Origin of the sequence: Emergencia sp. 1XD21-10 (assembly GCF_009936045.1) — a bacterium.
GTDB classification, from domain to species: domain Bacteria; phylum Bacillota; class Clostridia; order Peptostreptococcales; family Anaerovoracaceae; genus Senimuribacter; species Senimuribacter intestinalis.
Genome location: NZ_QWEQ01000012.1, coordinates 76,006 through 89,820, shown reverse-complemented (window position 1 = coordinate 89,820; position 13,815 = coordinate 76,006). Strand labels below are relative to the sequence as shown.

Here is a 13,815-nt window from a genome sequence, read left to right as displayed (position 1 = left end):
CCGATTACAATATTATAATACGCGAATCACTACCTGTGCCTCATCATCTGTACATGCCGCACATTTGATATCCGGTGCAATTTCTATTTCTGTAAAAAAATATTCTCTGTCATTCCAGGCTACCGTGCCAAGCAAATTACTGTTTCTGTCTGCAACAGACGGCATATCGCTAAAAATACCCTGTCCCGTGCACTTGCAAAGTGCTTCTTTTCTGACCCAAACATCGAAGAAGCCTTCCTGTCCCCAAAGCTCCACGTAGTGCTGTTCTTCTTTTGTAAAGAGTCTTCTCGCAATCTCCTCATATTTGCAGTCCTTCACATACTGCAAATCAAGTCCGCAAGGCTGCTGAGAAACCATGCACATCCACAGCGCTCCACTGTGAGACAGTGAAAATTCCAAAGGAATATCCACAAAATATGGCTTTCCTTTATCTTCTCTCAAAATCTCCGCCTCCAGTACCGGATAATCTACACCGGCTTCTCCGCAGTAGCGAACAGCAGCCTGCCTGATAAGGCCATATCCCTTTTCCCCTTTTTCAAAAGGTCCGTCATAAATATAAATACTACTCAAAATCTCATCTCCCCTCAACATTCTTATAAAGAAAAAAGCAAGGACACACAAACGGCGCCCTTACTGAACTTCTCTATTTTCTCTTCTGATTATCAAGGCGCTCTAATACTCTCTGGTAGCCGTCCGCCCCGTAAACCAGACATTTATTAATGCGACTGATTGTCGCAGTAGAAGCCTTTGTCATCTCTTCAATTTCACTGTATGTTTTCTTTAAAGAAAGAAGCTTCGCAACCTGAAGCCGTTGTGCAATGGCATGAATTTCGTTAATCGTGCAGATATCCTCGAAAAATCTATAGCAGTCCTCTCTGTCTTTCAGGGTCAGTATTCCATCGAACAACTCATCAATATCGTCTCTTTTGAACTTTGAATCGTAGGCCATGAACAGGCTCCTTTCTTCTTTCAATATTTTCATTTTCAATTATATCACTTTTACCTGTGAAAGTCAAAGGCAATTCTCTGTCTGATTGTCCGCTGATTAGCCACTTTACACCAAAGCCATCAATCGCTGACTGTGTCAGAAATGTTCATGGTCTGTAAGCTGATACACTGCACGCCATATTTCATTGATTTTTCTTAAATAATGGCACTGCCATCCCGAAAACTGCCACATTCTTCAACTATTTCGGAAATTATGGCGAGACTCCACTTGGGTTTTGACTAAAAATGCCCTAGAAGGACTCCTCGACAAACCTTTTTCCGGTTTTCACTTGCTTATCTAAGATGGCAGCTCCGTTAGGTCCGCCAGTTTTGTCTGGTAAAAGATGAAACGTGGCACATCTAAGCTACCGTATGCCATTTTGTCCCGGAAATAAGGAAAATGTGGCACATTTCAACCCGCCGATGCCATAAAACACAAAAATGCAGCGAAAAGTGGCGCTCTAACCCAAGAAAAAACCTGCAGGCCTAAAATCTACAGGATTCGTTTATGCTTTATTAACACTATAGCCACAGCGGAACAAATCGCATCAGGAATTTAAACAGCACCTACAATCAAAAAGGCTTTAGAGTTAAGTCTAAAACCTTTTATACTACAGCACTTGCCCAAAGTGGCTCTACGAAAGCAGCGAAATTGCCTTTTTAAGCTGCATATCTTCCTTTTCATTTTTCGGCTGTTTCACCTTGTAATCCGGCTTGATTCCGATGCCGTGAATTTTATGATTCTTTGGTGACAGATACTGCATAGTGGTCAGCTTCAGAGAAGTGCTATCACTGAACATCATGGAATTCTGAATGATTCCTTTCCCATAGGTTGTCATTCCCACCAACTTTCCGCCCTCATTATCCTTGACGGCGGCAGCCAGAATCTCTGAAGCACTTGCACTGTTTTCATTGATTAAAAGGACATATTTCAGTTTCGTGCAGCTTTCGTCGGAGTTATAGTACTCTTTCTTTCCCTTACTATCCTCGGTGTGGACGATAGTGCATTCCGGCAGCAATGCATCTGCAATTTCAATACTCTGTTCCATAATACCGCCCAGATTATCCCGAATATCTATGACAACACCTTTAATTTTTTTGTTATTTTCAAAAGCCGACAATTCCCGTTTGAACTGCTCAGCTGTAGATTTTTCAAAGCCAGTAATTCTGATATAGCCATAGGAATCGCCCACTGTGCCCGCATAAACGCTGCGCTCCTCCACAACTCCTCTGACGATGGATACAGTCTTTTCTTTTTTGCCACGCAGATAAGTCAGTTTTACGACAGTCCCCTCCTCCCCCTGAATGGCGGTGGAAACCTCATCTAAGGTACTGTATGACTTTCCGTCTACCTTGCGAATAATATCACCAGCCTTGATTCCGCTGATGTCTGCTGGTCCTTCTTTAATAACGCTGGAAATCTCCATCTGTCCCTTTTCATTTTCTGTGAAGGTAATGCCGATACCACTGAATACTCCCGTAACATAGCGATTCCATTTTTCCGTTTCTTCTTCATTCATGTAACTGGAATACTTATCCCCCAAAGAATCCACCAGCGCCTTATACATGACTTCCATCTGTTCTCTCTCATCGGTTTCCCAAAGAAACTTATCATTGATAGTATTCTGCAGCGTATACAACTTACTATACTTTTGCGACATATCGGTAAGCATATTATAGTCCTTGCCCTGCACCAGCTTTACGCCGGCTGCACTAGTAAGCAGATAAAATCCGCCTGCCGTCAAAAGCAAGGTTACAAGTACCGTGCACAGTATGACTGCTGCAAATTGTCGTTTCTTAATCTTTATCATTTCCTCTCACCTATTCCTCTATGGCCTGCACCGTAATCTGCAGATACTGTTTCCCATTCCATGTCTGACTTTCCAGATTTCCAGTAACTGTAAGAGGCTGACCTTTTTTCAGTAATTCATCGTATGACTTTGCCTCTTTAAATATGACGCACTGAATCTCCCTACCGTCATCCAAAACGCCGATGAACTTGGTATACTGATTCTGGTTGCCCATCTTTCTGATGGACCCAGGTCTAAGTCTAATACTGACTAGAGGCTGAGGGTTTTCACATCCGAAAGGCTCCAGCATCTTAAGCTCCGCAACCAGCTGCAGATTAACATCACCTGCTTCCAATTTTAAATCTGCCTGAATGTGTGCATCCGCCAACTCCGGATTGTCAGCAAGAATTCTTCCCATCGACTCATTTAAACGACTGCGCAAAGTATCAAGATGCTGCTTTTTCATGGTAAATCCGCAGGCCGCCGCATGACCACCGAACCGCTCAAAGAGTTCCTCGTTATCTTTTAAAAGGTTGTAAAGGTCTATTCCCTCAATACCCCTTCCAGTGCCTTTAAGGCAATCTCCCGCCGTAGGAGTAACAATCACTGCAGGTCTATGGTAGATTTCCTTCAGCTTTCCTGCAACAATGCCAGTAATCCCCTCATGGGCATCCTCCAAATCTATAACAAGAAAAGGGGCAGTCTGATATTTTTCTTCTACAATATTGCAGCACTGTTCAAAGGTTTCGCTCTGAATTTTCTTTCTCTGCTGATTGCAGGAAATTAAAGTTTCCACCCCTTCTTTCACCTTTTCGCTGTCCTTTTCCATCATCAAAGACGCTGCAATTTTGGCATCCTGCATACGCCCAGACGCATTGAGATGCGGTACGATTACGTAAGAGATATTCTCCGATTTAATCTTTCCTCTCTGTAGACTGGTTCCCTCGATAAGCTTTGAAAGCCCCGGTCTTTGGGTCAGGTTTAGTGACCGAATTCCATATTTGGCCAAAGTGCGGTTTTCATCAACCAAAGGCACAATATCTCCAATGGTGCCCACGCCAACAAGATCCAACGTTCTGTTAACTGCAGACTTTGGAAGCCCTGTCTCCGCTGCAATTGCCTGCGCCAGCTTAAAGGCTACTCCTACTCCTGCCAGATGTTTAAAAGGATATGGACAGCCTGGCTGCATAGGATTAATCACCAGGCAGTCCGCCACTTTATCTGTAATGGTATGATGGTCTGTTACCAGTATTTTAAGTCCGATTTCCTTGGCATGTTCTACCTCTGCGCAGGATACACTGCCACAGTCCACGGTAATCACAAGATCAATTCCCGCTGCCTTGATTTTGTCCAGGGCTCCGCAGTTAAGTCCGTACCCTTCCTCAAAGCGGGACGGAATATAATATGCCAGATTGGACGTCAAATTGGACAAGACCTCCATAAGCACTGCCGTAGAAGTGATTCCATCAGCATCGTAATCTCCATAGATACAGATTTTCTCGTCCTCTTCAATAGAAGACAATATTAAATCCACTCCTGCCTCCATGTTAAGAAGCAGGAATGGATCGTAAGTCTTCTGAGGTTTGTCCGACAGAAACTCTTCAATATCAGCTTCCGTCTCAATACCTCTTTTATGCAATAACTCGTATATTCTAGGTTGTAAATTCATTCTTCACCCTTTATTTAAAAATATGACATCGGATCCACATAAGAGCCGTTGATTCTGACTTCAAAGTGCAGATGAGGTCCAGTGGACACACCACTGTTTCCGGAGTATGCAATAATCTGCCCCCGTTTGACATGCTGTCCTACGCTAACCTCCACGTGGTCGTTATGACCGTACAGAGTACTGATTCCGCTTCCGTGGTCAATTACTACTGCTACGCCATATCCGCCGTAAGAATTGCTTGCCACGATAACGGTTCCATCAGCCGCTGCATAGACAGGTGAACCATAGCTGGCGCCGATATCCACACCCGTATGTCCAGTATAATAGCCTGTCACAGGGTGAATACGGAAACCAAACGGTGACGTAATGTAAGTGGAATTGGTCGGCCACATAAATTTGCCGCCCTCGTAGACTTTATTCTGATCCTGCATATTTGCAATTTCATCACCGATTCGCTCGGCTTCCGAATTAAGCTCGTCTAGCTTTTCCTGCAGTGCAGTCTGGTCCTCTTTCAGAGAATCTCGCTTCTCCTGAGCTTCGCTTTTTTTCTCGCCAAGTTCCTTTTGCTCACGCTCAAGGACATTCTGTTTTTCTTCCAGCTCTTTCTGCTGGTCTTCCAAAGTCACAAGGATATTCTGGTCATTTTTATAGATTTTCTGAATCATCTCCAGATTGGATATGAACTCAGAAATACTGCTGGAACCAAGAAGCACATCCAGATAGCCTACAGAACCATTTTTGTACATAGTTCTAAGACGTTTGTTAAGACCGTCTTCCCTTGCTTTTATCTCTTTGATGGTCTTTGCAATTTCAGCCTCCGCTTTTTCAAGCTCAGCTTCCTTTTTCTCAATGGAAACTTGAATTTTGTTAATTTCTGCCTGCTGATCCTCAATTTTGGAAACCAGCTCCTGCATATCGTCTTTGACTTCTTTTGTCTGCTCTTTAATCTCATTCAACTCTTCCTGCTTATCCGCCTTTGTGTCCGCATAACTGAGACCATAAGTGCTAAAGACTGCGACAAGCACAAATATTAAAAAGCAGATTAAACTTTTCTTTTTCATATCTTATCTCCTCATATTGATTCAATTCTTTTTTGCATCGAAGTTTATGTATCCAAAAATCTTCTCATAGAGATGATGCTGCCCCATGCGCCGATACTGATACCCATCGCCAAAAAGATACAAATCAAATTCACTGCAAGGTATCCTGCAGGCACCAGCGGGGACGATAATATAGTCATCACCTGTGTACCAATTAAATCCACGATCTTGCTGTAAATGCCGAAAGTGATTCCCGCCGAAACCATGGAAGCCAGAATGCCGATGATAATGCCTTCTGCAAGAAACGGTCCTCTAATAAACCAGTTGGTCGCACCGACATATTTCATGATAGAAATTTCTCTGGACCTTGCAAAGACAGTAAGCTTAATGGTGTTGGACACAACTACAATGGAAACTACTACTAAAAATGCCATGATAATCAAAGCAGCTATCTGCAAAAATCCAGTTACCTTTGTAAGTTTTTCAACGGTTTCCTGATAATATTTCACATCCTCTACGCCATCAAGACTTGCCGCATAATCAGTAACCGCTCCTGCGCTCTCCAAAGTATCTACTGTAATCAGTACGGAATTCGGAAGCGGGTTATTGCCCAGTGAATCCAAAAGGTAGCTGCTCTCTCCCCAGCGAGATTTCATAATGTTCAGAGCATCTTCTTTGGTTCTGTATTCCACCTTCTCAACACCCTTGCGTCCCTCGATTTTATCCATGATATCCTGCGCTTCTTCGGTAGTTGTCTCATCCAGTAGGAAAATCTCTACTTGATCATAATCAGATTTTACCATTTCAGTAAAAAGATTAATATTAACTGTAATCACAAAGAACAACCCCAAAATCAGCATCATCGCCGTAATGGCAAATACCGATGCAAGACTCATCGCCTTGTTTCTGCCAATCTGCACAAAAGCCTGTTTGATATTATAAAGAATCTGACTCATCGCTGTCGCCCTCCTCTTCTGCCAAAGATTCGGCTTCTTGATTGTTTTCAAGCTTTCCATATTCAGTGGTCTTAAACCGCATCGTCTTAAATTTTTCGCTGTCATCTGCCAAGTCTGGCAAAGCACAGTTGTCCTCACTGACAGCAAATTCTTCCAAAGTCAGAGACTCCATTTCAGAAACTTCCGGCTCAGCAGCCTCTGGTTCAGAGTGTTCTTCTACAGAAGCTTCTTCAAAAATCTCAATTTCGGGTTCAGCAACAAGCAGCGGCTCCGTTTCTTCCACCTTGTATTCATATGCCTGTCGACATGCTGCAGTAGATTTGTAATCAAAAGGCTCAAACTCATAATCCGCGGGCTCATAACCGTAGGATTTTTCTTCGAAAATTTCTTCTGCAAAGCCCTGTGACTCTTCTTCAAAGCCGTACTGTCCGAATTCGTCCCTAACAATATGCCCACCTTCAATCGCTACAACACGCTTTTGCATACGGTCTACGATATCCTTGGCATGCGTTACCATAACGATGGTCGTTCCCGTAATATTAATCTGATTTAATAAATCCATAATTTCTGCTGCAGTGTCCGGGTCCAGATTTCCGGTCGGTTCATCTGCAATGAGCACAGTCGGATTATTGATGATTGCTCTTGCAATAGCAACACGCTGCTGCTCTCCTGCAGAAAGCTCATCAGGATACTTATCCGCCTTATCACTAATACCCACAAGGCTCAAAACCTGTGGCACTTTCTTTCTAATCTGTCTCTTTGGTCTATGTAAGATTTCCATAGCGAATGCTACGTTTTCATATACAGTCTTCTTAGGCAATAGCCTGAAATCCTGAAATACGATGCCAATTTTTCTTCTAAGACCCGGAATTTCACGGTTGCTCAAAGTCGTAACTTCCTGCCCGTCAACCACGATACTTCCAGAATCAGCGTCAATTTCCTTCAGGATTAATTTGATAAATGTAGACTTCCCTGCACCGCTGGGTCCTACAAGGAAAACGAAATCTCCCTTATTAATATGGATACTTGCATTCTCAAGACCAATGTTCGTATTATATGTTTTCGTCACATTGTCGAATGTTATCATAGTGATCCCTTTCGTTTTAAATTTTGTATTTTGTGTTTTACACACACATCTAAATTATACTATATTTCGACCCGTTTTTAAAGGCAAAATAGGACATATTCTGTCGATTACTGTGAAAATTTTGTGAAAATGTCCAAAAGTTTACTTTTTATTTCTTTATTTTCCCATGAAAAGCGGCATGCAAATTCGTCAGCATAAAACAATTCTGGGGCAAACTGGGGTATCCACAGCAACTTTCGATTTTTTAAATATGCAGCAATCTGTCTGCGGCTAACTCCACTGTTACTCCTGTTCACAACCCAGTCAGCAGCAATGCCAGAAAGTTCTATGGTCTTTAGACGCTGGAACCGTTCTTTATGGCGAATCAGCTTCGATGGCATAGGATCAGCTACGATAATCAGCTTGTCCATGTCCGGCAGATGACTGTCCCATGACTGTTCCGCCGCAAAATCAAAGATACAGATTTCCCCCTTTGCACTTTGAATTAGTCTGGCCTGCTGGACGCCGTCAAGGTCTTTCCCCTGCTCCAAAATCCAAGGTGTCGGCAAAATCCAGTTAATTCCTTTCTCCATATTTTTCTTTCCCCTCGCTGGTTTATTCTCCAAAATCAGCCTATAAACATCGTGAAACTGCCTGTTGCTAAAGCGCTGATCCATAGCTGTCGCATCATAAAGAAGACTATTGCATCTGCTGGGTGTCAAACATTGTGTAAATGTCACACTATTCCCCATACCAACAAAATAAAAGGCCAGAGAAGTTGCAACAAAGGTTGTTCCAACACTCTGACCAAGTCCAGTCACTCCGATATTCAGTTGCTGCGGATTCTTCCACTCGTCATTCTCTTTACTGTCCTGCATTCTAATAAAAGTTCTCTCCAGCATAATTTTCCTCTTTACTCTTCAAATCGTAACTACAGTATACATCCAACGAAAAGTAAAATCAAGGGAATTTTGTAATTTAATTACAAAATTCCCTTGTGCAAGGAAGGAGCCCTCTATTTTGCATACTCTGCTCTAAGCTCAATAGTATCTGGCAGTCCCTTTAAATCCGTCTTTACCACTGCAATAGGATAACAGCTAATTTGTGCCATATTCTCAGGTTCTGCCGGATCCGCAAAGGTTGCATAAACGACTAAATTGCTCTTATCCTCCTTGTTTTCCAAGGTAAGCTTATCAATTTCCGCCTCGTAGCCCGCCGTCGGCTTTTCCCCTCTTGTTACGATGATGTAGATTTCACCACCTACTTTGCAAGCAAGCGCTCGTTCTAAATCCCTATATTCCGGCAAAATGTCCGCTTCCAGTTCTCTAGGCATCACTTTCTCCGAAACCTTTTCAAATTTTACGCTAGTCTCTCCGGATTTTAGTCCAAATGCCACTATGAGTCCAATCAGCAAAATCGCCGCTACCGCAATGGCAATTATCTCCTTTTTCATAAGGCCATCTCCTTTCTCTGCTCTATTAGCACTGTATGAGACAGCCCCTAAAAATATGCAAATTTACTGCAATAACTCCGCTATAGCGCACCTAAAGCTTTGGAAAACGGCTGAAAGCAAAGGCTCCTTGCACAACACTTATGAACCTAACACATCATCGACACAAAAATGCCAGCGTTAATCATTTTTCTGTTAACGCTGGCATCTATATTCTAATAAATCTCTCTGACTGCTGCTACAATATCACAAGCTGTCATACCATATTTTTCTTTCAGTTCATCAGGTTTTCCGGATTCTCCGTATGTATCCTGCTGACCGACCATAATCATCTTCGCAGGTTGCTTTGTGCAGAGCACTTCTGCAACTGCACTGCCAAGACCACCGATGACGGAGTGTTCTTCTGCGGTTACGATTTTACCTGTTTCCTTTGCAGCTTCCACGACCAAATCTACATCTAGCGGTTTGATGGTGTGCATGTCAATCACGCGCACATCGACACCCTCTTCAGCCAGCTGAGAAGCTGCTTCCATAGCCTCTGCAACCATAATGCCTGTGGCGATGACGGTCACGTCTCTGCCCGGACGAAGGACATTACCCTTTCCCAGTTTGATTTCCGCCGTTTCATCGTAGAACACAGGAACCGCCGCTCTTCCCAGTCTTACATAACAAGGTCCCTCAAAGCCGACTGCTTGCTTTAGCAGCATTCTTGCGCTGACACCATCGGACGGATTCACTACCGTCATGCCCGGAATAGTTCGCATCAGCGCCAGGTCCTCAAAAGTCTGATGGCTTGCGCCGTCTTCTCCTACAGTAATCCCAGCGTGGGTTGCACAAATTTTTACATTTGCGCCGGTGTAACCGATGGAATTTCTGATAATCTCAAAGGCTCTGCCTGCTGCAAACATTGCGAAAGTAGACGCACAGACCACTTTTCCCGATAGTGCAAGACCAGCAGCCGTTCCATAAAGATTCTGCTCTGCAATTCCCATATTAAAGAACCGATCTGGATAAGTTTTGCTAAATTCAGCGGTCATAGTAGACTTAGACAAATCCGCATCCATTACAACCAGATTCGGATTTTCTGCCCCCATTTCTACCAAAGCTTTTCCGTAAGCCGCTCTTGTTGCCATCTTATCTGCCATTACCATTCACCTCCCAGTTCCTCTACTGCAAGCTTTGCTTCTTCATCACTTGGGGCTTTGCCATGCCAGCCTGGATTGTCTTCCATAAAGGAAACGCCTTTTCCCTTATGGGTCTTTGCGATAATTACAGTCGGTTTTTCCTTGCAGGCTCTCGCCTTTGCAAAAGCATCCAGTATTTCATCAAAGTCATGTCCGTCAATGACAATTACATTCCAGCCAAAGGCCGCAAATTTTTCGTCGATTGGCTTTACGGTCATAACATCGTCGTTCTTTCCGTCGATTTGCAGACCGTTAAAGTCTACGATAGCCACCATGTTGTCAAGCTTATAATGTGCTGCAGACATGGCTGCTTCCCAGACCAGACCTTCCTGTAGTTCTCCATCTCCTAAAAGGGTGTAGATTCTGCCCGGATTTCCGTCCATTTTATTTGCCAGCGCCATGCCGACACTGACAGAGATGCCCTGGCCCAAAGATCCAGTAGACATTTCAATGCCCGGCACTTTGTGCATATTCGGATGTCCCTGAAAATTGCTTCCCAGCTTACGCAAGCGCATCATATCAGAAACCGGATAGTATCCGCGTTCTGCCAAAGCTGCATACTGCACAGGGCCTGCATGTCCCTTGGATAAAATAAATTTATCCCGGTCCTCCTTTTTGGGGTTCTCCGGGTCTATGTTCATTTCGTTAAAATACAGCGCTGTCACGATATCAGCCGCTGAAAGGGAGCCTCCGGGATGGCCGGAAGCCGCACTATGTATTGCGCGGACTACGTCAATTCTGACTTTCGCCGCCAGTGTTTCCAATTGTTTTTTGTCCATCTTATCCTCCATTATATTTATTTATAGAGAGCCGGAAATCCCGGCTCTCGCGTAAATCAAAGCTGTTATTTTTCAGTGATTTCTAGCCTCGGTAATGCCCAGACTCACAGACAGTGCCTGATCTACTGTAGGCAGCTGTTTCTCACTGAGCGTACCGATATGCTCCTTCAGTCTTCGCTTATCAATGGTGCGAAGCTGTTCTAAAAGCACAACTGAATTTTTGCTAAGTCCGCCGTCGGCGGCGGCAAGTTCCACATGTGTCGGCAATTTTGCCTTTGTCTGCGATGTAATGGCAGCCACAATGATGGTTGGGCTGAATTTATTTCCTACGTCATTTTGAACTACAAGTACTGGTCTGATACCCCCTTGTTCGGAGCCGACTACGGGACTTAGATCCGCAAAATAAAGGTCTCCCTTTTTTACTATCAAAGTCCAACACTCCTTGTCTTAATCGATAATTTCTTTTAAAGCAAAAGGTACGTAATCTGCAATATCACTGGCAGTAAGACCATGCTGACCGATTTTTTCTGCGGCCATATCGCCCGCCATACCGTGTACAAATACTCCTGCTCTGGCTGCATCGTCTGTAGAAAGACCCTGCCCTGCCAGGGATACGATGATTCCCGTAAGAACATCCCCTGCACCGGCAGTCGCCATGCCCGGATTACCTGTAGTATTAATATATGCATCGCCGCCGGAAAGAGCCACCAGTGTATCTGCACCTTTTACGATAACAGCGCAGTGAAATTTTTCCCAAAGAGCCTGTCCGATTTCTTCCTTGGCACAGCCTTTGATCTGCTTTCCAAGAAGCCTTCCCGCCTCCCCTATGTGCGGGGTCAGAATAACCCTGGCTTTGGTACTTCTGAGCAAAACCTGCAGTTTTGCATCCTTTGCTATGGTGTTCAGTCCATCAGCATCGATGATAAACGTACCTGCGTATTCGGTTAATATCCTTTTCAGGATTTCTCTGGTTCTTCTATCAACTCCCATCCCCGGACCTGCTGCAATGGCGTCGTAGCCTGCCAGGTTCCTCTTTGCTTTTCCCCATGGAAGACAGATGCTTTCCGGTACAGAAATTTGTATAATCGAAAAAATCTTTCTCCTCGTACAGACGTTAACCAGACCGCTGCCGCATTTGATGGCTGCTTTGGAAGAGAACACGGCGGCGCCTGCCATTTCTCTGCTTCCTGCAACAATCAGTACTTTGCCGCAGCTTCCTTTATGTACGTCTTTGGGGCGTCTTCTAATTACAGTATGGACAAAATTTTTGTCCGTTAAACCTGTTATTTGCATTTTTTTAATCCCATTATCTTTATAAACCTAAAATAACCATTGCCATCACAAAATAAATGCTCAGCGCCACAATATCAGAAACCGATGAAATAGCAGGATTTGCAATGAGCGCCGGGTCCAGATTGAGTTTTTTTACAAGAAGCGGCACCATGCTGCCAAGCACCTTTGCAAAGATCACAATGAACAGCATCGCAAGGCAAACTGTCAATGCTACACTATAATCATTGCCGTCAAGCCAGATAATTCGTCCAAAATTAATGATACTTAAAACAGCTCCCAAAAGGGCTCCTATACGCACTTCTTTCCATAAAATCTTAAACACATCAGAAGTATCCACCTCATCGGTGGCAAGACCTCTGATAATCAGCGTTGCCGCCTGAGAGCCTGTGTTTCCGCCAGTTCCCATCAGCATCGGCATATACGCCACCAGGCAGATGATTTCAGAAAGCCTTCCTTCAAAGCCTGTAATCAGCATGCCTGTAAACACATAGGCAACCATGAGGATTACAAGCCATGGCAGCCGGTTCAGGGCATGCTGCATGACCGACTTGTCCAGATATCCCTTGTCGGAATTCTCAAAGTCAATGACACCGTTCATTCTCTCGATATCTTCAGTCGCCTCTTCTTCCATTACATCCAGAATATCATCGACAGTAATAATTCCGACGAGACGGTGCTCGTTGTCCACAACAGGCAATGCCAAAAATCCGTATTTCTTAAAATCTTCAGAGACGTCTTCCTGGTCATCAAATACATTCTCATACACATAGTCTGTGCGCATAATGTTCATAATCTTGGTGTCATCACTGGAAATTACCAGCGTACTTAAAGATACAATGCCAAGCAGCTTTCGCCCGTTGTCTCTGACATAGCAGGTATAGATGGTTTCTGCATCCATGCCTACTTCTTTGATATGTTCCAGCGCCTGCGCTACATTCCACTCCTTGCGCAGACTGATATAGTCTGGCGTCATCAGACTGCCGGCGCTGTTATCCGGATAATTGAGAAAAGTGTTGATCAGCTTTCTCTCGTTCTTCGGTGTTTTTTCTAAAATTCTGTCCACCATATTGGCGGGCAGTTCCTCCAGAATATCGATTTTATCGTCGAAGTCCAGTTCCTGTAAAATAAAATCGATTTCCTTATCTGTGATTACATTTACAATTTCTACTTGATTATCAGTAGACAGTTCTGAAAAGACTTCTGCAGAAACATCCTTTGGAAGCAGCCGGAAAAGGATGATTGTCATATCAATATCGGTTTCTTCCGTGATATCTTCCAGCATGTAGGCAATGTCTACTGCATTAAATTTGAGAAGTTCATCTCTCGCCTGAAAATATCGTTTGTTTTCAAGGAGTTCTAATATCTTTTCAAAGGATTCTTCCCACAATACATCTGCGTCAATAATGACTCTGTTATCCATCTGTCATTCCTCACTTTCACTTGTATTTTCCCTGGCTGTTCTTACTGAACCCAGAAAAATACCGCTAGTGCGAGGATTTTATCCGGCCAGTGAAGCCAAGGATTCTTTTGTTTTTGTTAATGCGTCGATACTTCGTTTGGACGTAGGCCCATTATCCATGTCTTCACTTCCCTTCATAATT

13 protein-coding genes and 1 pseudogene are annotated in these 13,815 nt (G+C 43.8%); all 14 read right to left on the bottom strand.

Annotation, left to right across the window (positions count from 1 at the left end; translation table 11 throughout):
• Window positions 1-12: 12 nt before the first annotated feature.
• On the bottom strand, window positions 13-570 hold the full coding sequence (locus D1151_RS09070; protein WP_161908686.1) for a 4'-phosphopantetheinyl transferase superfamily protein: 558 nt from the start codon (window positions 568-570) through the stop codon (window positions 13-15).
• Window positions 571-643: 73 nt separating this feature from the next.
• Window positions 644-949 carry a YerC/YecD family TrpR-related protein gene (locus D1151_RS09065; protein ID WP_160200707.1) on the bottom strand — a complete coding sequence of 102 codons (306 nt, stop codon included), beginning with the start codon at window positions 947-949 and terminating at the stop codon, window positions 644-646.
• A 673-nt stretch (window positions 950-1,622) separates the two neighbouring features.
• A complete protein-coding gene (locus D1151_RS09060) occupies window positions 1,623-2,798 on the bottom strand; it encodes a S41 family peptidase (protein WP_160200708.1) in 1,176 nt (391 codons plus the stop codon).
• A 10-nt stretch (window positions 2,799-2,808) separates the two neighbouring features.
• Window positions 2,809-4,446, bottom strand: coding sequence for a single-stranded-DNA-specific exonuclease RecJ (recJ, locus tag D1151_RS09055; protein ID WP_161908685.1), 1,638 nt, complete (start codon window positions 4,444-4,446; stop codon window positions 2,809-2,811).
• A gap of 14 nt (window positions 4,447-4,460) precedes the next feature.
• On the bottom strand, window positions 4,461-5,507 hold the full coding sequence (locus D1151_RS09050; protein ID WP_161908684.1) for a murein hydrolase activator EnvC: 1,047 nt from the start codon (window positions 5,505-5,507) through the stop codon (window positions 4,461-4,463).
• Between the two features lie 44 nt (window positions 5,508-5,551).
• Window positions 5,552-6,442 (bottom strand): permease-like cell division protein FtsX, encoded by an 891-nt coding sequence (gene ftsX / locus D1151_RS09045; RefSeq protein WP_160200711.1) that lies wholly within the window; start codon window positions 6,440-6,442, stop codon window positions 5,552-5,554.
• 412 nt (window positions 6,443-6,854) lie between these two features.
• A pseudogene (ftsE, locus tag D1151_RS17345) lies at window positions 6,855-7,529 on the bottom strand (cell division ATP-binding protein FtsE); the annotation flags it as partial.
• Between the two features lie 107 nt (window positions 7,530-7,636).
• Entirely contained in the window at window positions 7,637-8,410 is a 774-nt protein-coding gene (locus D1151_RS09035) for a hypothetical protein (RefSeq protein ID WP_160200712.1), read from the bottom strand.
• A gap of 113 nt (window positions 8,411-8,523) precedes the next feature.
• Window positions 8,524-8,961 (bottom strand): protease complex subunit PrcB family protein, encoded by a 438-nt coding sequence (locus D1151_RS09030; protein WP_161908683.1) that lies wholly within the window; start codon window positions 8,959-8,961, stop codon window positions 8,524-8,526.
• Between the two features lie 212 nt (window positions 8,962-9,173).
• Window positions 9,174-10,103, bottom strand: coding sequence for a transketolase family protein (locus tag D1151_RS09025; protein WP_161908682.1), 930 nt, complete (start codon window positions 10,101-10,103; stop codon window positions 9,174-9,176).
• Window positions 10,103-10,921, bottom strand: coding sequence for a transketolase (locus D1151_RS09020; RefSeq protein WP_161908681.1), 819 nt, complete (start codon window positions 10,919-10,921; stop codon window positions 10,103-10,105). Before D1151_RS09020 ends, D1151_RS09025 begins: the two co-directional genes overlap by 1 nt.
• A gap of 72 nt (window positions 10,922-10,993) precedes the next feature.
• Window positions 10,994-11,350, bottom strand: a complete 357-nt coding sequence (locus tag D1151_RS09015; RefSeq protein WP_160200716.1) for a type II toxin-antitoxin system PemK/MazF family toxin — start codon at window positions 11,348-11,350, stop codon at window positions 10,994-10,996.
• Between the two features lie 18 nt (window positions 11,351-11,368).
• The gene (locus D1151_RS09010) at window positions 11,369-12,214 is read right to left on the bottom strand and encodes an NAD(P)H-hydrate dehydratase (protein ID WP_160200717.1); all 846 of its coding nucleotides are present in this window, start codon (window positions 12,212-12,214) and stop codon (window positions 11,369-11,371) included.
• Between the two features lie 19 nt (window positions 12,215-12,233).
• Window positions 12,234-13,634 carry a magnesium transporter gene (gene mgtE / locus D1151_RS09005; protein ID WP_160200718.1) on the bottom strand — a complete coding sequence of 467 codons (1,401 nt, stop codon included), beginning with the start codon at window positions 13,632-13,634 and terminating at the stop codon, window positions 12,234-12,236.
• Window positions 13,635-13,815 lie beyond the last annotated feature (181 nt).

What these genes read in the sequence shown, in the direction of transcription:
- D1151_RS09025 (WP_161908682.1), bottom strand. Translation starts at nt 10,103, where the DNA reads ATGGCAGATAAGATGGCAACAAGAGCGGCTTACGGAAAAGCTTTGGTA.
- recJ (WP_161908685.1), bottom strand. Translation starts at nt 4,446, where the DNA reads ATGAATTTACAACCTAGAATATACGAGTTATTGCATAAAAGAGGTATT.
- D1151_RS09060 (WP_160200708.1), bottom strand. Translation starts at nt 2,798, where the DNA reads ATGATAAAGATTAAGAAACGACAATTTGCAGCAGTCATACTGTGCACG.
- D1151_RS09030 (WP_161908683.1), bottom strand. Translation starts at nt 8,961, where the DNA reads ATGAAAAAGGAGATAATTGCCATTGCGGTAGCGGCGATTTTGCTGATT.
- D1151_RS09035 (WP_160200712.1), bottom strand. Translation starts at nt 8,410, where the DNA reads ATGCTGGAGAGAACTTTTATTAGAATGCAGGACAGTAAAGAGAATGAC.
- D1151_RS09065 (WP_160200707.1), bottom strand. Translation starts at nt 949, where the DNA reads ATGGCCTACGATTCAAAGTTCAAAAGAGACGATATTGATGAGTTGTTC.
- D1151_RS09020 (WP_161908681.1), bottom strand. Translation starts at nt 10,921, where the DNA reads ATGGACAAAAAACAATTGGAAACACTGGCGGCGAAAGTCAGAATTGAC.
- D1151_RS09050 (WP_161908684.1), bottom strand. Translation starts at nt 5,507, where the DNA reads ATGAAAAAGAAAAGTTTAATCTGCTTTTTAATATTTGTGCTTGTCGCA.
- ftsX (WP_160200711.1), bottom strand. Translation starts at nt 6,442, where the DNA reads ATGAGTCAGATTCTTTATAATATCAAACAGGCTTTTGTGCAGATTGGC.
- D1151_RS09010 (WP_160200717.1), bottom strand. Translation starts at nt 12,214, where the DNA reads ATGCAAATAACAGGTTTAACGGACAAAAATTTTGTCCATACTGTAATT.
- mgtE (WP_160200718.1), bottom strand. Translation starts at nt 13,634, where the DNA reads ATGGATAACAGAGTCATTATTGACGCAGATGTATTGTGGGAAGAATCC.